This window comes from Hymenobacter sp. YIM 151500-1 (genome assembly GCF_025979885.1).
Taxonomy (GTDB): domain Bacteria; phylum Bacteroidota; class Bacteroidia; order Cytophagales; family Hymenobacteraceae; genus Hymenobacter.
On sequence record NZ_CP110139.1, the window covers coordinates 119,018 to 137,257 of the forward strand.

An 18,240-nucleotide genomic window follows, 5' to 3' on the forward strand; every position below is an offset into this window, starting at 1 on the left:
ATTTCTTAGTCTTTAGGAGGATGGTTCTCGTCGTAGTCTTGCTCTACTTCTTCCACGTAAGGCGACAGGAATAAATCTTTTGACTTTACAAGCCGGCCTCGTTTCAAGACGTACACCTGAAATTCATTGTGCTGACACTCATCTTCATCATCATGAAAATGAAGAAGTCCATAGCTACCCGTTGAATTATCAGCTACCCAAGTAAAAATTTCTAAGGGATAAAATGGAACGCCTAAATGATTATGCTGCACTGTAAGAGTAAAGCAGGCCAATCCATTACGGCTCGTTAACCTACCCACTTGGTCATCAAGCATTCCTGCATACTGCCTAAGCAGAAATTGTTTGAAGTTGTACAGAAAGTTATTCTGCTCAGAATCTTCTGAGTGATAGTCGCTATAACGCAACGTGATCCAACCATGTACTTCTACCATTCTGAGTTGCGCTAACCTTATTAAGCCGGTAACAGGAAGCTTTAAACAAAGCGGGCAAGATGCTTCGCTACGCTCTGCATGACATTCTTTTTAGCTCCTTCTATTTACCCTCCTTATACTCCACCACCGCCTGCAAAAAGTCATCGAACAGAAACTCCGTATCCTCCGGCCCGCCCGCCGCTTCGGGGTGAAACTGGGTGGAGAAAAACGGCTTGGACGTATGCTTGATGCCCTCGCAGGTGCCATCGTTCAGGTTCTCGAACAGCATTTTCCACTCGACGGGTAGCGTATCGGTATCCACCGCGAAGCCGTGGTTTTGGGAGGTGATGTAGCAGCGCTGGGTGCCGGCCAGGCGCACGGGCTGGTTGTGGCTGCGGTGGCCGTATTTGAGCTTAAAGGTGTCGCCGCCCGCCGCCAGGCCCATGAGCTGGGAGCCCAGGCAGATGCCGAAGATGGGCTTGTCCTGGGTTAGGGCCTTTTGCAGGTGCTGGATGGTGGCGGTGCACATTTTCGGGTCGCCGGGGCCGTTGCTCAGGAACAGGCCGTCGTAGTCGAGGGTCGTGAAATCATAGTCCCAGGGCACGCGAATCAGCTCTACGTCGCGCTCCAGGAAGCAGCGGATGATGTTGGTCTTGGTGCCGCAGTCCACCAGCACGATTTTGTGCTGGCCGCTGCCGTAGTGCTGCACGCCTTCGGGGCTCACCTGCGCCACCAGGTTGTCGAGATTGGGGTCATGAAAGGGCACGTCGTCCGCGGCCACGATTTTGCCCAGCAGAGCGCCTTGCTCGCGCAGCTTCTTGGTGAGCAGGCGGGTATCGACGCCGCAGATGCCGGGGATGTTGTATTCCTTCAGCCAGTCGCCCAGGCTTTTGGCGGCGTTCCAGTGGCTGTGCTCCTCGGAGTAGTAGTTCACCACCAGCCCGGCAATGTGGATTTTGTCGGACTCGAAAATCTTCGAAATCGACTCGTAGAGTTCCTCGCCGGGCACGCCGTAGTTGCCCACCATGGGTGTGGTGAGCACCAGAATCTGGCCCGCGAAGGAGGGGTCGGTGAGGTTTTCGGGGTAGCCCGTCATGGCCGTGCTGAACACGACCTCGCCCGCGGCGGAGGTAAAGGCTCCGAAGGATTCGCCTTGAATTTCGGTGCCGTCTTCGAGGATGAGTTTTACGGTTTTCATTGTGCTGGCGGGGCGCCTCACCCCCCGGCCCCCTCTCCGAAAAGGAGAGGGGGTGCGTTCTGGTGGGGGGCGGGGCGTTTTTAGAGGTTGATTTTGATGGTGGCTAGGACGCGCCGGGGTAGATTGAGGGCTTGCTCGTTGGTGAAGCGGAGGATGCGGTATCCTAGCTCCTGAAGGTAGGCGGTGCGGCCTTGGTCGTAGGCGGCTTGGTCGGGTTCGAGGTGTCCGGCCCCGTCCAGTTCCACAATCAGTCGGTGGGTGAGGCAGACGAAGTCGACGATGTAGCGGTCGATACTGTGCTGGCGGCGGAACTTTACGCCGAGCTGGTTGCCGCGCAGGAGCTGCCACAACTTTGCTTCGGCCGGGGTAGGCTCGTGGCGCATACCTCGGGCGCGTTCTTTTAGCTTCAGCCTGGCGTACTGCTTTTTGTCGGCCGTGAAGATTTTGTCTTGGGGCAGATAGTTTTCGGCGGTGGGTTCCATAATGTTCTGGCGGGGTGCCTCACCCCCTGGCCCCCTCTCCGAAAAAGGAGAGGGGGTGCGTTCAACGAGTGAGCTTGAGGAAGAAAAGCTAGAGCTAAAAACTAGAAACTAGTCCCCCCTCTCCTTTTCGGAGAGGGGGCTAGGGGGTGAGGCGAACCAACGAACGACATCCTACACTCTAGATAAAGTCCAGCCCCGGCAAGCCGAGCAAACCAGCGGCGCGCCGCGCCACGGTTTTGACCCTGGCGACATCCGGGCCGGTGATGGTCAGGTGGCCCATCTTGCGGCCTGCGCGTGCCTGCACCTTGCCGTACAGGTGCAAGTGCGTGCCCGGCAAACTCAGCACGGCGGGCCAGTCCGGCTCCCGCCGCCCACCATTGCCGTCCAACCACACCTCGCCCAGCAGGTTGAGCATAATAGCCGGCGAATGGTGGCGCGGCGGCGGCAAGGGCAAGCCCGCCATCGCCCGGACCTGCAGGTCAAACTGCGACACGTCACAGGCGTCCAGGGTGTAGTGGCCGCTGTTATGCGGGCGCGGGGCCATTTCGTTGACCACCAGGCCGCCGTGCGCGCTGCCGTCTGCCACCACAAAAAACTCGACGCACAGCACCCCGACGTAACTCAGATGCTGCGAAATGGAAACGGCCGCCTCGCGGGCCCTATCGGCCAGGGCGGGCGGCATGTTTCCTTCGTAGGCGTGGGTCACGGCCAGAATGCCATCGACGTGCACGTTGCGCTGCGGGGCGAAGCTGACGACTTGCCCGTCCCAGCCGCGCGCCACCAGCACCGAACACTCGGCGGTTAGCGGCAGCAGCTTTTCCAGCACGCAGGCGGCGCCGCCCAACTCCGCCCAGGCGGCGGCCAGTTCAACGGCGGTCCTGACGCGGACCTGGCCCTTGCCGTCATAACCCAGGCGCGCGGTTTTCAGGATGCCAGGCAGCAAATCCGCCCGGTCGTCCTGGACGGCCTGCAGCTGGGCCAGCGTTTCAATCACCGCATAGGGCGCGCAGGTCACCCCCGACACGTCAGCGCAGGCCGTGAAGAGGGCTTTTTCCGCGATGCGGTTTTGGGCAATGCCCACCACAGCCGCGCCCGGCGCCACGGGCCGGGTCAGCGCCAGCGCTTGCAGGGCCTGGGCGGGCACGTTTTCAAACTCGGTGGTGATGGCCTGGCACAGCTGGGCCAGTTGCGCCAGCCCGGCCGGGTCGTGGTAGTCGGTCTGGATGTGGTGGTGACTCACTTGCCCGGCCGGGCTTTGCGCGTCAGGCTCCAGCACGGCGGTGAAGTAACCCAGGCGCTGGGCGGCATGCACAAACATCCGGCCCAGCTGGCCGCCCCCCATCACCCCCAGGGTCGCCTGCTGGCCAGCGGCGTCCTCACTGCCCGGTAAAACCGGGGTCATGGCTACATCGTGCATATCGGCGCTCATACCGGCAGCGTCATGGCGCGAGCGGCTTCGGTTTGTTCGGCGCGAAACGCCTGCAGTTTGGTCGCCAGGCCGGGGTCGTGCAGGGCCAGCAGGCTGACGGCAAACAAGGCCGCATTGGCCGCCCCGGCCGTGCCAATGGCAAACGTGGCCACGGGCACCCCCTTGGGCATTTGCACGATGCTGTGCAGCGAATCTACCCCCTGCAGATGGCGACTGGCCACCGGCACTCCGAGCACGGGCAGCGTGGTTTTGGCGGCCATCATGCCCGGCAGGTGGGCGGCCCCTCCTGCCCCGGCGATGATGGCCTGCAAGCCGCGCGGGCCGGCTTGTTCGGCGTAGGCAAACAAGTCGTCAGGCATGCGGTGGGCCGACACGACGCGCGCTTCATGGGCCACGCCAAAGTGCGCGAGCATCTGCACGGCATGCTGCATGGTGTCCCAGTCGCTGCTGGAGCCCATGACCACGCCGATCAGGGGCTGGCCTGAAGCGGTGCCGGGGGTATCGGGGGTGTTGGAGGTGGAAAGGGTATTCATGGGAAACAAATCAAGCTGACCTGACGCAGTGCCTCACCCCCCAGCCCCCTCTCCGAAAAGGAGAGGGGGAGCCAGACGATAAGGGTAATTATCTAATGGCTGTTTCTCAATTTTTGAGACATATATTCCGTCTCGGCTCCCCCTCTCCTTTTCGGAGAGGGGGCTGGGGGGTGAGGCGCCCCGCCAGAACTAGATTGTTGAATGCGTGAGTACTTAACTATCAGCGCTCCAGCAGGACTTCCGTGCCTAAAATCACCATATCCACCCGACCTTTCAGCGTCTGGTCGATGAAGGGCGTGTTCTGGGATTTGGACTTCATGAATTCCCGCGTGAAGGTTGTTTCCGCTTCGGTATCGAACAGGACGCAATTGGCTTCTTGGCCGACTTCGATGGTGGGTACCGGCAGGCCCATCAGACGGCGGGGCTCCGCCGAATAGCGCTTCACCACCAAGTCCCACCCGAATTTCCCGGGCCGGACGAAGTGGTGATAGAGCGACACCAGAGCCGTATCCAAGCCGGTGATGCCATTGGGCGCGCTGATGAAATCCTGGGCTTTCTCGTACGGCGTGTGCGGCGCGTGGTCGGTGGCAATGAGGTCGAACACGCCTTCGATGAGCCCTTCGAGCAGGGCATCACAATCCGCCTGCGTGCGCAGCGGCGGGTTCATCTTGTAGTTCGTGTCGTAGTCGCCGATGTGCTCGTCGGTGAACAGCAGGTGGTGCGGGGCCACTTCCGCCGTGACCTTCACATCGCCGCGGGATTTCCACCAGCGGATGGTCTCCATGCCGAGCTTGCTGGAAACGTGTTGGATGTGAATGTGGGCGCCCGCTGCCCGGGCCAGGCGGATGTCGCGGTCGATGATGATTTCTTCCGCGCACGCCGGCGAACCTTTGATGCCGAGCCGGTAACTCATCACCCCTTCGTTCAGGGCGCGCGGCCCGGCCAGTTCCGGTACCTCGCAGTGGCTGGCGAAAAACATCCCGAACTCGGTGGCGTACTGCATCGCCCGCAGCAACACCGCTGGGTCGTGGGTGGTGTCCCCGTCGTCGGTGAGCATCTTCACCCCAAGCTCGCGCATGCCCTCGATTTCCGCCAGTTCCTTGCCCTCGCGGTTCTTGGTGACGCAGCCGGAGGTATACACCGGAATGCGGGACCGGTGCTTGGCATTTTCCAGCACGGTGGCAATAGCGGTTGCCGAGTCGAGGGCCGGGCGGGTATTCGGCATCATGACCACGCCGGTAACGCCGCCATTGATGGCCGCTTCGCTACCCGTGGTGATGGTTTCCTTGTTCTCAAATCCCGGAGCGCGGAAATGAACGTGGGCATCAAACATGGCCGGCATCAGCACCCGACCGCGCGCGTCGATGACCCGGGCACCCTCGGGAATGGCTAGGTTGCTGCCGATATGCTGAATTTTTCCTTCGACAATCAGGACGTCGCCTTCGACAAGCACAGGTGAATTTTCAGAGGCGATGCGGGCGTTTTGAAGGAGAAGCATGAATGGATGAGTGCGGTAAACCGGCAGAGGGGGTGGGGGTATTTAGGCTATTGGGAATGAAAATACACGGGCGGCACTAGCCGTCGCGTCCGGCATTTAGGGCATAGTTACTGGTGAGCTAGCTCGCTGCGGGGCAGCATACGCTTCCTGCCGCGGGAACTCCCCGCCCGGCGTGAGCCAGTCGAGTACGGCCATGCGAACGGAGATGCCGTTTTCAACCTGGTTGGTGATAAGGCTGCGCTCGTAGTCCATGACGGCGTCGCACAGCTCGACCCCCCGGTTCACAGGGCCGGGGTGCATGATGTAGAGGCCGCGTTGGCGGATTTCCGCTAGCCGGTCGTTGGTGATGCCGTAGACCCGGTGATATTCCCGAAGGCTGGGGAAAAACTGCACGTCCTGGCGCTCCATCTGCACGCGGAGCAGGTACACCACATCGGGCGCCCAGGCCATGGCCGCCTCGTAGTCGGTGAAGCGGCGGATGCTTTCCGGGACATACTTGGGCACCAGGGAGCCTGGGCCGAGGTAAGCAACCTCGACGCCCAGCTTTTGCAGCAGGGTGCTGGTGGAGCGCGCGACGCGGGAATGGAGGATATCGCCGATAATGAGGACTTTTTTGCCCCTGGGGTCGGGAAATTTTTCCTGGATGGTGAAGGCGTCCAGCAGGGCTTGGGTGGGGTGCTCGTGCGCCCCGTCGCCGGCATTGATGACCGACGCCGTGGTTTGGCGGGCAATCATGCCGGGCAGGCCGGAGTGACCGTGGCGGACGACGATGTAGTCGGTGCGCATGGCCTGCAGCGTCTCGATGGTTTCGCGCACCGACTCGCCCTTGGTGATGGAGGAATGGTCGACGTTGAAGTTCGTCACCTCGGCCGAGAGGCGTTTGGCGGCCACCTCGAAGGAGGAGTGCGTCCGGGTGCTGGCCTCATAGAACAGCATGAGCACGGACTTGCCCTCCAGGGCGGGAATTTTCTTCACCGAGCGGGTGAACAGTTTTTTAAAGCTCGTGGATTGGTCGAGCAGGAACTCGATTTCCTCACGGTGCAGGGATGCAATGTCGAGCAGGTCTTTACGTGCCATTCCGGAGTTAGGGAAAAAGTGGCTGCGGGGCGGCAGCCGACGGACTCAATGGACATAAAAAAACCGTTTCGGAATCCGAAACGGTGGCGGGGCAACACCCAGAAAAAACAACGGAAATGCCAGAGGCAAAATCGGGAGAACCGATGGTGGCGAAGACCTTCCGGTCCACTCGCGGCTCCCGGCCGGGCAGGGTCCCGCGCTTCATCAACAAGTTTTTTGGCTGAAGCATGATGCAAAGCTACGGCATTGTTACGCCCGTCAACTCATCGGCAATGGTAATTTTTTTTTCGCACTGTTTTTCTCAAATTTCATTTTCGACCTAACGGGCTAAACGACATACTTTTTGTTGTTCTTTTCGCCAGCAAAAAAATTATGACTCACGTAACCAATTGCTTTGCAAGCACAAGCCATCTTATCTTTAGCTCTTTATTCCGCAGCCTCAGCTGGCGGGCCGCCACTCTCCGGCGGCAAGCAGCCCTTCGTCCCCGCGGATTCGGCGGTGGCGCTGCCCGTGTTTCTGCAACGTATGCTGGCCCCGCAGGGCAAGTGGTACCAGACCAAGGGATTTCTCGTCTGCCGGCTTGGTGAGTTGTATAAGTATTCCAACGTGAGCACGTCCTTGGTAGCCTATGTGCTAGAATTAGCAGCGCCGTTTCCAGACCCATGTTTCTCTCTGCAAGCCGTGCGCGTAGTTTCCGGACCCGTGCGCGTCAATCCTGACGACAAATCGGGCTTTGCGACGGTGAACCAGGCTTTGCAAGGGGTAACCCACTAGTGCAACGCTGAACTAAGCACTACCACAGTATACCGCGGGGCCCCAGCCCAGTGTCAGCCATCGGCGGGCTTCGGGCCCGCGATGGTTCGCGCCTCTACAATCGTTCTTGCATTCCACTCTGGTGGGGAAGCTGGAGCCTCTCAAATAGCGAACATGGGGCCAGAACTCCGTACTATTAGGTGTAGCGCGAACTGTACAGTTCGCGCTACACCGCTACCGCTTACTTCGCTTCCACCAACCGGCGCAGGTGGGGCAGCACGGCCAGCTCGGTTTGGCCGGCGGGGGCTTTGGCGGCGTCGAGCTGCTGGCGGACGGCGGCCAGCCAGGCGGGCGTGGGAGCCTGGTTTTTCTCCAGCAGCCGAAGGCGCTCCAGGGCCAGGGTGGCGCAGGTTTTCAGGTTGACAGAGAGCGGGGCGTACTCGCGCAGGGTAAGGTTTTGCTGAAGCACGGGCTGCACGCGGGCGTCGTTTTGCTGCCACTGTTCCAGCTGGCTCCGGACCTGCTTCAGCATCTTTTTCGTTGAGGTGGAACGCTGGTTAGCGGGTAAGCTGGTAGAAGCCAGCAGGCTATCCACCCGCCAGCCAAACTCTCGCGCTACATCCGACTCGGCCGGGGCAGCGTCAACGAGGCGGTTCAGGGGCGTTTGGGTGGTGTACTTGAAGCCCTGGAAGTGGCGCTTGTACTCCTTCACGGGCTCTAGCACGCTGGCTAGGGTGCGCAGGGGCGGTAGGGCGGCGGGCGTACCAGCCAGCTGGCGTAGGAGCTGCTCGGGAGCGGTGCGGTGATGAAGACCCAGGCGGTCCAGGTCCTGGCTCACCAGGGCCAGGCGGCGGTACATATCGGGCACGTTGCGCACGGTGGCGGGGCTCCAGAGCCGCTCGGCCACGGCGGCGGTTCGGGGCCAGATGCGCGAATCCACGATAACGCTGTCCACAAACTCGGCCCACATAGTGGCCTCGCCGCCCAGCACCAGCTGCCGCTGCGCCTCGGTAAGCGGGGCGTCCTGGGGCAGCGGGTCCACGGCGTAGTGGGTGGCGGCGCTGTAGTTGAGGTCGATGTAGTAGCCGTTGGACAGCAGGGTTTGGTGGCCGGCTTTGGCCGCTTCGTAGAGGCCTTTGCGCCCTCGCCAGCTCTGAATCACGGCATCTGGCGGCAGGCCGGGGCCCAGAATTTCGTCCCAGCCAATCATTTTCTTGCCCTGGCGCGTTACCATGCCCAGGATGCGGCGGTTAAAGTAAGTCTGCAAAGCGTGCTTGTCGGGCAACCCTTTGTCCGTCACGAAGCCCTGCTGCCGCATAAACGCCACGATGCGCGGGTTGCGCTTCCACTGCCGTCCGTCGTTCTCGTCGCCCCCGATGTGGAAGTAGGGGTCCGGAAATAGGCCGGCCATTTCCGTGAGCAGGGTATCGAGCAGGCCGTAGGTGGATTCCTTGGTGGGGTCCATGGCAATGTTGAGCACGCCCCAGCGGCGAGCCACCCCGTACACCGAGTCGTTGGAGGCCAGGCGCGGGTAGGCGGCCAGCCAGGCCGTGGCGTGGCCGGGCATGTCCAGCTCCGGCACCACCCGAATGCCGCGCCGGGCAGCGTAGCGCAGCACCTCGCGCACCTGGGCCTGGGTGTAAAACTGCCCCTCGCCGCCCACGGTGTGTAGGCGGGGCAGCGTGCGGCTCTCCACCCGGAAGCCCTGGTCGTCGGACAAGTGCCAGTGCAGCACGTTGAGTTTGGTGGCCCACATGGCGTCGAGGTTGCGCTTGATGACGGGCAAGGGCATGAAGTGGCGGGCCGCGTCGAGCAGCAGCCCCCGCCACGGGAAACGGGGGGAGTCGGTAATGTCCACTTCCGGCAGGTACAGGCCTTTCTTCTCCACCAGCAGCAGCTGCCGTAGCGTAGCCAGCCCCCGCAGCACGCCCAAGTGGGTGGCGGCATTCAGAGCCACGCCCATGGGCGTCACCCGCAAGCTGTACGACTCATCTTCGCCTACTTTGAGCAGGTTGCCCGGCCGGCCGTATTGAACGACCAAGCTGGCCGTGGGCAGGGGAGACGTCAGCCGCTGCGGAACTCCTGTACCCGGCTGTTGCAGCCGCGCTACGGCCTCGGCCACCGCCGAGTCGGCCGCCAGAGTAGCCGGGCCCTGGCTGGGCGTAAACACCTGCCAGGACAGCCCCGATTTTACTTGAAAACGCCCGGCGCCCCAGCGGGCTTCGGCCGGTACGGGCAGCAGAGTGCGGGTATCGGTGGGCTGGGCCGCCAGGGGAGAGGCCAGCAGCAAGAGAAAGAAAACAAGAAGGCGCATCAAGGGGAGAAGTGGCGTCAGGCAAAAGGCGAAGATAGAAAGCAGCCAGGGTCATTGCGAGGCGGGGCCTATCCGTTTTGGACAATCCTTACTTCTCAAAAGTCCTGCCGTGTGGCCTCACCCCCCGGCCCCCTCTCCCGTGGAGAGGGGGAGCCTGACGCCAGGTCGTTCTGCGCCGCCCTGTCGGCTACCGCCTCCAGAACGGCTACCAATATAGATGGCAGCAGGTGTCACGGCCGCATAGCGGCCTACAGGTTTGTAAAGCAGATAGAGATAGATGGGGAAGAACAACATAGCGCCGCGTAGCGGTGCAAGAAACGCCAGAACGTCTCTTGCACCGCTACGCGGCGCCACACGTGCCTGTCTTATCTGGCTACAAACCTGCTGGCCGCTATGCGGCCGGAACGTTCATATTGGTAGCCGTCCTGGAGGCGGTAGCCGTCCTGGAGGCGGTAGCCGTCCTGGAGGCGGTAGCCGACAGGGCGGCGCAGAACGTCCTACGTCAGGCTCCCCCTCTCCACGGGAGAGGGGGCCGGGGGGTGAGGCCCTATATCAACCCCCGCGCCTTAAACTCCAGGTACTTGTTGATGGTGTTCACCGTCAGGTTTTGCGGGGCGGTGAGCAGGGCATGAATGCCGTAGCGGTTCAGCTCGCGCACAATCTGGCGCTTTTCCTGGGCGAATTTCTCGGCTACGGTCTGGTTGTAGACGTCTTCGGTCGAGGTAGCGGGGGCGTCGAGGAAGGCGCGCAGCTCGGTGTTTTCAAAAAACACCACCAGCAGCAGGTGGTCCTTGGCCATGCGGCGCAGGTAGGGCAGCTGACGGTGCAGGCCCGACAGCGTTTCAAAGTTGGTAAACAGAATAAGCAGGCTGCGCTGCCGAACCTGAGTTTTGACTGTGATGTAGAGCCGCTCGTAGTCGGTTTCGAGGTATTTGGTTTTCTGGCGGTACAGGATTTCCAGCAGCTTGCGCAGGTGGCCGCTGCGGCGGTCGGCGGGCAGCAGGGCACCGGGCTGGTGGGAGAAGGTAATCAGGCCGGCCTTGTCGTGCTTGATAAGGGCAATGTTGCTGACGACGAGCGTGGCATTGATGGCGTAGTCAAGCAAACTCAGGCCCTCGAAGGGCATGCGCATCACCCGGCCCTTGTCGATAAGGCAGTACACCTGCTGGGCCCGCTCGTCCTGGTAATGGTTGACCACCAGCGCATCGGCGGCCTGGGGCGTGCTGGCCCGGCGGGCGGTGGCCTTCCAGTTGATGGTGCGCGGGTCGTCGCCGGCTACGTAGGGCCGGATTTGCTCGAACTCCAAGCTCTGCCCCACACGCCGGATGCGCTTCACGCCCACTTCCGTTAGGCGGTTATGGATGGCCAGCAGCTCGTACTGGCGCATCTGCAGAAACGACGGGTACACCGGTACTACCCGCTTCTCATCAAACCGAAACCGCCGCCGCACCAGCCCCAGCGGCGAGGCCACGTACACGTTCAGGGCCCCAAACTCGTACTCGCCCCGCTTGGTGGGCCGCAGCTGGTAGCGAATGATGCTGGTTTCGCCGGGCTTAATGGCCGCCCGAAACAGCACGTCGCGCCGCTGAAACTGGTGCGGAATCTCGTCGATGGTTTGGGTGCCGATGGGGAAGCGGTACAGGTTTTCGAGGTAGAGGGCCACGTCGTTGTCGGAGCCGTTGGCCAGCTTGTCGCCCAGCACCCGCCGCCCAAACACGCCGCCCCCCGCCGCATACAGCAGGGCCACGTCCAGAAGCGTGAGCAAGACAAGCAGCCCCAGCAGCACCTGTAGCGGCGCCAGCAAGGCCGGCACGAAAAACGCCACCACCAGCCCCACGATCAACGCCGTCAGGAGAAGGAAGAAGCGGGTGGAGAGGAAGAGGGACTTCATGCAGGGACAGTGGTTATTTCTCGCAGTGTTTCGCAGTGGTGGCGCAGTGTTTCGCAGTGTTCAGACGTCAGCACACTGCGAAACACTGCGCTTTTCCACTGCGAAACACTGCGAGAAACCTACCGTGGTACTTCAATCTGCTGCAGAATCTGCTTCACGATGTCGTCGGGGGTGCCGCCTTCCATTTCGCGCTCCGGCGTAAGCTGAATGCGGTGGCGCAGCACGGCGGGGGCCAGGTACTGGATGTCTTCGGGTGTGGCAAAGTCGCGGCCCCGTAGGGCGGCTAGGGCTTTGGCGCCGTTGAGCAAGGCCAGCGAAGCGCGGGGAGAAGCGCCCAGGTACAAGCCTTTGTGGGCGCGGGTCTGGCCTACGAGGCAGGCAATGTACTCCAGCAGCTTAGGCTCCACGTGCTGGCGGCGCACCTGCTCCCGCAGCCGCTGCAAGTCCTCAGCCGACACCACCGGCTGTACTGTGTCCAAGGGCGCCCCCCCGAAGCCGGCGTGGTGGCCCTGCAGAATCAGCACTTCCTCTTCCAGTGTAGGGTAGCCCACGTTGAGCTTGAACAGGAACCGGTCGAGCTGGGCTTCGGGCAGGCGGTAGGTGCCTTCCTGCTCCACGGGGTTCTGGGTAGCCAGCACCACGAAGGGCTCCGGCATGGCGTAGCGGGTGCCATCCTGGGTTACCTGGCGCTCCTCCATCACCTCAAACAGCGCCGACTGCGTTTTGGCTGGGGCGCGGTTGATTTCGTCAATCAGCACCACGCTGGCGAAGATGGGGCCGGGCCGGAACTCAAATTCGGCCCGGTTGGGCCGGAACACCGAGGTGCCCAGCACATCGGCGGGCATGAGGTCGGGGGTGAACTGGAGGCGGCTGAAAGGCACGCTCAGCGTGCGGGCCAGCAGCTTGGCTGTGAGGGTTTTGGCCACGCCGGGCACGCCTTCCAGCAGCACGTGCCCATCGGCCAGCAGGGCCGTGAGCAGCAGCTCGGCCAGGGCTTGCTGGCCCACAATCACCTTGCCCAGCTCCTGCCGAATGGCGTCGGCGTGGCGGCTGAGGTGGCTGAGGTCGGTGCGGGGAGCAAAGGCCGATGGGGCCGCGGCCGCTTCTGGGGCCACCGGCTCGGGAGCCGAAGGATGAAGCGGTGCATCGGGTGCAAAGGAGTTGCTGGTAGGTTCAGCGGACGGCGGAAAGTCGGAGTTCATTATACGAAAGCAGTGAAATGGCTACAAAGGAGGTGTGATATAATTACATATAATAAAATGTATACAAGTTAAAAATTAATGTTTACAGCAAGTGAGGGCGATATTGGAATAATTAAAAACTGGAAAAAGTCAACTTTACAGATCAGTGCAATTTCAAGCAGCAACGTGGCGGAAAGTGTTAATAGCTTTGTTCAGCGCCAGCAATTCCGCATCCGAAACTTGCCGGGCGGTAAGGACAAAGTGAATACGACGGCTCAGCGCGTCTACCTCGGCCCGCGGCAGGCCCGACTTCTGCGCCAGCCGTTCTCGGGTGGCTTCGTCGGTAAGGTCGAGGCCGGGCTCGTGGTAGCGAGTGCGTAGGTGCTCCAGAAACAAGTTGATTTTTTTCTCCGCAATCAGGGTGTGGTCGGTGCCGTGGTGGTAGAGGCTGGCCACGGTGCGCGTAAACAGCAGGCTCGTGTTGGGCAGGGGCTTGAGCACGGGAATGATGCGCTGCCGCCGCCGGGCTTCCACCAGCACAAACAGCGCCGCCGCGGCCAGGGTCAGGTAGGTGGCGTAGCGCAGGGCCTCGTGCTCCAGCAGCACCCGCAGCAACGACTGCTCACCCCGGCGCCCCTGCTTCTGATACTCGTCCCACCACACGGTGCGGCCCGTGGGCAGGTAGGAGAGGGCGGCGAAGGCAAAGCTGCTGGTGCGCGGCTGCAACACAAAGTAGTTGGAAAACGCCAGCGGCACCGAGCAGATGTAGAAGTGGCCCCGGCCGTGGGGCACGCGCAGCAGCACGGGCTGCCCCCGGTCGTCGGCGGCTAGCTGAGTGGCGCGGCTCGACAGGTTGGGACGGGCTTGCAGCCGGCTGCTGGCCGCCAGCAGCGGCAGCCGAAAGCCGCCACCGGCGGCTTGCCGGGCCAGCGCCGGGTTGCTGAGTTGCAGGCTTACGGAGTCGGTCAGAATAGGCTGTTCGGTCTTTTTCTGCACCTTCATGGGCGGCACGTACACGCTCGTGCCGAAGCCAACGGTATCGGCAAAAAAGGAGTCGAAGCTTTCGGCCGCAATCAGCACCTCGTTGCCGCGGGCCACGTGCCGCAGCAGGGAGCGGCAGTCTTGCCGGCTCAGCTCGAAGCTGGTAGCCACAAATACGTAGGTAGCCGGCGCGAAGCTACTTTCGCGCAGGCCGGCGGCATAGTCCTGGTCGTCCTCCTCGGCGGTAGCAGTAGTAGCCGAGTCAGCGGCGGCGGTGGAAACGACGGCTTCGCTGGTAGGAACGACGATGCGAAGGGAGTCGGCGGCGGTGGTGTCAGGGGCGGGAGCTTCCTCGGTGGCTGCCGCTGCCGAATCGGGTAGGACAATAGCCTCCGTCACTTCGGTGGTGGCATCTTCATCCACGCCTTCAATCTGGCTGTAGATGGGGGCGCGCACGGTTTTTACCTCGGCACGAGGCACGCCCAGCACGGCGGGCAGCTGGTCGTAAAGCACGTAGGCGCCGTACGGAATCTTATGGTCGTTGCGCAGGGTGGGCGTCCAGTCCAGGGGCTGGGGGCGGTAGTACTCCACGGCTACGTAAGCCGCAAACAGCAGCCCCAGCCCCAGCATGTACCAGCGGAAAGTTGTCATGGCAGTAGGGCGCTAGGCGGCGTGGCGGGTAGGAGTGAGGCGGCGCTGGAAGGCTAGGCGGGTGGCGCGCACCCGTTCGTAGTCGTCGGTGGTCAGGTCTTCCTGCTCCCCGTACCACACGTACTCAAACTGGCGCGTCAGCTCCCGAAAGGCTTCCGGCAGGGGGCCGGCGGGCAGCTCAAACAGGTAGTCGTGGTTGGTTTTGTCGGGCTGCCACCGGATAAGGCCGGTGTCGGACAGCTGGCGCAGCACTTGCAGGTAGCCCAGGCGCACGGCCAGGCGGTAGTTGCGCTCCGTCTCGGCCTGGGCCAGCAGGGCGTCGAGCTGGAGGGCGTGCAGGTCTTCGGTTTCGGTGTCGTAGCTGAGGGCGGCCCGGCGCGGAGCCCGCCCAAAGGCCCGGGTCAGGTCTACTTGCAGCAGCTTGAGCACGGCAAACACCAGGGCCGCCACCAGGAAGGCGTAGAGGCCATACTTCCACGCAAACCGCCCCGACGGCGTGGCCAGCACCTCGGCCACCCAGCGCCAGAAGCGCAGCCACATCAGGTCCCAGGCGCTCAGCTCACTTTTTACCTCCACGTAGCGAAAGTCGCGCTGCTGGCGCAGCTCGCGCAGGCGCCCGGCATCAGGGCGGCGCAGGCGCAGGGTGGGCGTCTGGTCGGCGGGAACGGGGCGGGTGGCCGCCGCCGAATCCGGCGCGGCAGCCAGGGCGGCGGGCAGCGTCAGCAGCAAGAGGGCCGCCAGCCAGCCGGCAGCCAGCAGCCGCCTGGGCTTGAGGAGCACTCCACTGAAAAAAGAGAAACGTAGCGGCACGGTGTATACGGTAAAAAGCGGAATCAGCGGCCCGTGGGCCAGTCAGCACCCACGGAAAGGAACGGGCGCCGGCTAGAGGCTAGTACTCACCCTCGTCGTCGGGCCGCAGGCTGGTATTAGATACAGTGGGGGCCGTGGTGGAGCCCAGGGAGTCAATCATACTGCGCAGGCCCAGGCCGTCTTTCTTCTCCACCAGGTTGAAGTACTGAAACGCCAGGGCCAGCATAAGCACGGTGTACAGCAGCGTATGACCAATAGCCATCAGAATGCCGCCGATAATCATGACGAAGTCAGACGACAGAAAGCTCCAGTGAAAGGCCTTGCCGAAAATAGCCAGGTACTGTGGTATCTGGAAGGCAATGCCCATAATGGAGATAATCATCGACACTACAAGCACGAGGCCCAGCGTAGCCCACCAGTGGTCTCTCACCAGATTGAGGCTGCGACGAAAGCTGTGGCCCAGCGAGGCGTCTTCCAGTATCTGCACCACCCACAGTAGGCTTAAGGCCACGGCCAGGTAAATGCCCGGAATAACCAGCAGCATAAAGCCTAAGCCCACCACCAGGCCGCCCACCAGGCTGCTTAGCAGGAAGGGCAGCGAGTAGCGGGCTACGTACTGACCCACCTGCCGCGGGGTAATGACTTCGGTAGCTGGCGTTTCGAGGCGCAGGCGCAGGTAGCCATACACAGTGGTGCCCAGCAGGATGTAGCTGATCAGGGAAGTCAGCAGGCTCAGCAAGTAGGACGAGCTACCCATAAAGTCCAGCGTCCGGGGCTGCGCTCTGCCCGTGGAAAACCCGTCCATGCCGCCGAACACCTCGTTCTGAAACAAGCCGGTGGCCAGGCCCGTCAGCAGGGCGGCGGGCAGCACGTAGTAGGCCAGGCACTTGCCCAGGGGCCGCCAGTGCGCCCCGATAAACTCGAACGTCGCCCCGATTTTCTGGCCAAAATCCCGCTCCTGCCGAAAATCAGCTTCTTGGGTAAACTTCTGCTGCATACTATGTGGTGGTGTGAGTAAGCGGGGGCGAAGCGGGCAGGGCCCGGGCGGCCAGCCGGCGCGGGTACACGATGAAGTACCAGATGATAAACGCCGCCGACCCACCGATAATGAGCAGGCTCAGCGCCAGCGGCATGTCGGTGTGGCGCGTGACAAAGCCTTCCAGAAAGCCCGCCATCACGAAAATAGGTACCAGGCCAATGGCCAGCTTCAGGCCGTCGCGCCCGGCCTGCCGGAAGGCTTCGCTGCGGGAGTAGGTGCCCGGAAACAGCACGCCGCGGGCCATAACCAGGCCGGCCCCGCCCGCCAGCACAATGGCCGAAATTTCGAGGGTGCCGTGAATCCAGATGGTCAGCACGGAGGGCAGCAGCACGCCTTTCTGGTAAAAGAAATACTGGAACGACCCCAGCATGACGCCGTTGCGGAACAACGCCCAGATGGTGCCTAGCCCCAGTGTGGCCCCCAGGGCGTAGGTGGTCAGGGCCACGTAAATGTTGTTGAGCGTAATGGCCAGGAACATAGGCGTTTCGTTCATGCCTTTGTACACGGCCATAGGGTCGCCACGCTCAATGTTTTCCAGGGTCCGGTTGACGTAGGCGTCGCCCAGCACCACGCGCACGAAGCTCTCATCATAGGCCGCCGACAACGCCCCAATCAAGGCAAACACCAGAAAGCAAACCAGCGAAACGGCCAGCGTGCGGTGGTGGCGGGCTACCACCAGGGGCAGCTCGCGGCGCCAGAACTCGGCAAACCGCCCCGTAGATTCCGCCTTGTTTTTGTAGAGCTGCTGGTGCTGGCGGGCCGTCAGGTCGTTGAGGTAGCGGGTAGTGGGCGAGCCGGGGTAAAAGGTCTGGGCGTAGGCCAGGTCGTCGGTGAGGGCCACGAAGCGGGCGGCCAGCTCCTCGGGATTGGTGGCCCGCTGCTCGTACTGTTTCCAGCGGGCTTCATTTTGACGGAGAAATACGGCTTCGCGCATACAGTACCGGGCAGGTAGAAACCCCGCACCCTGGCCATAGAATAGGAGGAGAAGAGGAAACCGAAGTTAGTGGCTAAGCATGTAATTTGCGCAACGTACCGGCCCGCGAAGATTAGCAATTTTTCGGTGCCGACGCGCTAGTCCACGGTCTTCTTCTCTCGCCTTTTATGAGTTCTATCCGCGTTCAGACCACCCAAAACGTTACGCTCGAATACCAGGTAGCCAGCGTCGGCGACCGGGTGCTGGCCACCATCGTCGACAATATTGTGATTTGGTCCTGGATTATAGCCTGGGTGATAGTGTTCTCGGTCCTGGGAATCAACAATGAAAGCGCGTTAGTGGTCGTCGGTATCGTGCTGGTGGCTCTGCCGGCATTGTTTTACCACCTGCTCTGCGAAGTGTTCATGAACGGGCAAAGCGTCGGCAAAAAAGCCCGCGACATCAAGGTTATCCGGCTGGATGGCACCACGCCCCGCTTCGGCGACTACCTGCTGCGCTGGATTCTGCGCATCGTGGATACCGGCATCATGAGCGGCCTGATTGCGCTGGTAGTGGTGCTGGCCAACGGCAAAGGGCAGCGCATCGGCGACATAGCGGCGGGCACGGCCGTCATAAGCACCCGGCCCCGGCAGGCGGCCGGAGCCCTGGCCCCGGCTGTTACCGAGCCCGGCTACGTGGTGGTGTTTCCCGAAGCCGCCCGCCTCGCCGACCACGACGTGGCCACCATCCGGCAGCTGCTGCACAAAAGCCTGGCCGGCGAAAACTACCTGGTGCTGCACGAGCTGGCCACCAAAGTCAAGGAGCTGACCAGCATCCGCACCGACTTGTCGGACGAGGCCTTTTTGCGCACCGTACTGCGCGACCATGCCCACCTGGCCGCCCAGGAAAGTCCCTACGCCTGAGCGGGTAGGGCTCGGGCAATGCGTGTAATGCCACTAGCCTCAGCGGAGCGGCATATCGGTAGGAGTCAGTAGGTACTGTATGCTCAAAGCCTCAGCAGAGCGACACAATCCTTCAACGATGAGTGTCGCCCCGTTGGGGCTTGGTGATTCTTCTGC

General features: G+C 62.1%; 16 protein-coding genes. 2 read left to right on the top strand and 14 right to left on the bottom strand.

Going from position 1 to position 18,240, the window contains the following annotated elements:
- Positions 1–5: 5 nt before the first annotated feature.
- The 7 genes from OIS53_RS00435 to OIS53_RS00465 all read right to left on the bottom strand — a co-directional run bounded on the left by OIS53_RS00435 (position 6) and on the right by OIS53_RS00465 (position 6,627).
- Entirely contained in the window at positions 6–431 is a 426-nt protein-coding gene (locus tag OIS53_RS00435; RefSeq protein WP_264680416.1) for an immunity 7 family protein, read from the bottom strand.
- 100 nt (positions 432–531) lie between these two features.
- On the bottom strand, positions 532–1,608 hold the full coding sequence (gene carA, locus OIS53_RS00440) for a glutamine-hydrolyzing carbamoyl-phosphate synthase small subunit (protein ID WP_264680417.1): 1,077 nt from the start codon (positions 1,606–1,608) through the stop codon (positions 532–534).
- An 80-nt stretch (positions 1,609–1,688) separates the two neighbouring features.
- Positions 1,689–2,090, bottom strand: a complete 402-nt coding sequence (locus tag OIS53_RS00445) for an endonuclease domain-containing protein (RefSeq protein WP_264680418.1) — start codon at positions 2,088–2,090, stop codon at positions 1,689–1,691.
- A 178-nt stretch (positions 2,091–2,268) separates the two neighbouring features.
- Entirely contained in the window at positions 2,269–3,519 is a 1,251-nt protein-coding gene (locus OIS53_RS00450; protein ID WP_264680419.1) for a 5-(carboxyamino)imidazole ribonucleotide synthase, read from the bottom strand.
- Complete coding sequence (gene purE, locus OIS53_RS00455) at positions 3,516–4,052, bottom strand: 5-(carboxyamino)imidazole ribonucleotide mutase (protein WP_319805468.1); 537 nt, start codon at positions 4,050–4,052, stop codon at positions 3,516–3,518. The genes OIS53_RS00450 and purE overlap by 4 nt, the downstream gene beginning before the upstream one ends.
- 220 nt (positions 4,053–4,272) lie before the next feature.
- Positions 4,273–5,550 (bottom strand): dihydroorotase, encoded by a 1,278-nt coding sequence (locus OIS53_RS00460; protein WP_264680420.1) that lies wholly within the window; start codon positions 5,548–5,550, stop codon positions 4,273–4,275.
- Positions 5,551–5,646: 96 nt separating this feature from the next.
- A complete protein-coding gene (locus OIS53_RS00465; protein ID WP_264680421.1) occupies positions 5,647–6,627 on the bottom strand; it encodes an aspartate carbamoyltransferase catalytic subunit in 981 nt (326 codons plus the stop codon).
- Positions 6,628–7,021: 394 nt separating this feature from the next.
- On the opposite strand from OIS53_RS00465, the gene OIS53_RS00470 reads away from it, so the two are divergent.
- Complete coding sequence (locus OIS53_RS00470; RefSeq protein WP_264680422.1) at positions 7,022–7,402, top strand: hypothetical protein; 381 nt, start codon at positions 7,022–7,024, stop codon at positions 7,400–7,402.
- Between the two features lie 220 nt (positions 7,403–7,622).
- On the opposite strand, the gene OIS53_RS00475 is transcribed toward OIS53_RS00470, so the two are convergent.
- The 7 genes from OIS53_RS00475 to OIS53_RS00505 form a co-directional block, all read right to left on the bottom strand.
- A complete protein-coding gene (locus OIS53_RS00475; RefSeq protein ID WP_264680423.1) occupies positions 7,623–9,695 on the bottom strand; it encodes a beta-N-acetylhexosaminidase in 2,073 nt (690 codons plus the stop codon).
- A 547-nt stretch (positions 9,696–10,242) separates the two neighbouring features.
- Positions 10,243–11,586 (bottom strand): DUF58 domain-containing protein, encoded by a 1,344-nt coding sequence (locus tag OIS53_RS00480; RefSeq protein WP_264680424.1) that lies wholly within the window; start codon positions 11,584–11,586, stop codon positions 10,243–10,245.
- 119 nt (positions 11,587–11,705) lie between these two features.
- Entirely contained in the window at positions 11,706–12,599 is an 894-nt protein-coding gene (locus OIS53_RS00485; RefSeq protein ID WP_413775201.1) for an AAA family ATPase, read from the bottom strand.
- Positions 12,600–12,941: 342 nt separating this feature from the next.
- The gene (locus tag OIS53_RS00490; protein ID WP_264680426.1) at positions 12,942–14,399 is read right to left on the bottom strand and encodes a DUF4350 domain-containing protein; all 1,458 of its coding nucleotides are present in this window, start codon (positions 14,397–14,399) and stop codon (positions 12,942–12,944) included.
- A gap of 12 nt (positions 14,400–14,411) precedes the next feature.
- Positions 14,412–15,179 (bottom strand): DUF4129 domain-containing protein, encoded by a 768-nt coding sequence (locus OIS53_RS00495; RefSeq protein ID WP_264680427.1) that lies wholly within the window; start codon positions 15,177–15,179, stop codon positions 14,412–14,414.
- Positions 15,180–15,288: 109 nt separating this feature from the next.
- Positions 15,289–16,206, bottom strand: coding sequence for a hypothetical protein (locus tag OIS53_RS00500; protein WP_264680428.1), 918 nt, complete (start codon positions 16,204–16,206; stop codon positions 15,289–15,291).
- Position 16,207: 1 nt separating this feature from the next.
- On the bottom strand, positions 16,208–17,182 hold the full coding sequence (locus tag OIS53_RS00505; RefSeq protein WP_264680429.1) for a stage II sporulation protein M: 975 nt from the start codon (positions 17,180–17,182) through the stop codon (positions 16,208–16,210).
- 167 nt (positions 17,183–17,349) lie between these two features.
- Here OIS53_RS00505 and OIS53_RS00510 point away from each other — a divergent pair, with 167 nt between their 5' ends.
- Positions 17,350–18,084 carry an RDD family protein gene (locus OIS53_RS00510; protein ID WP_264680430.1) on the top strand — a complete coding sequence of 245 codons (735 nt, stop codon included), beginning with the start codon at positions 17,350–17,352 and terminating at the stop codon, positions 18,082–18,084.
- Positions 18,085–18,240: the final 156 nt, after the last annotated feature.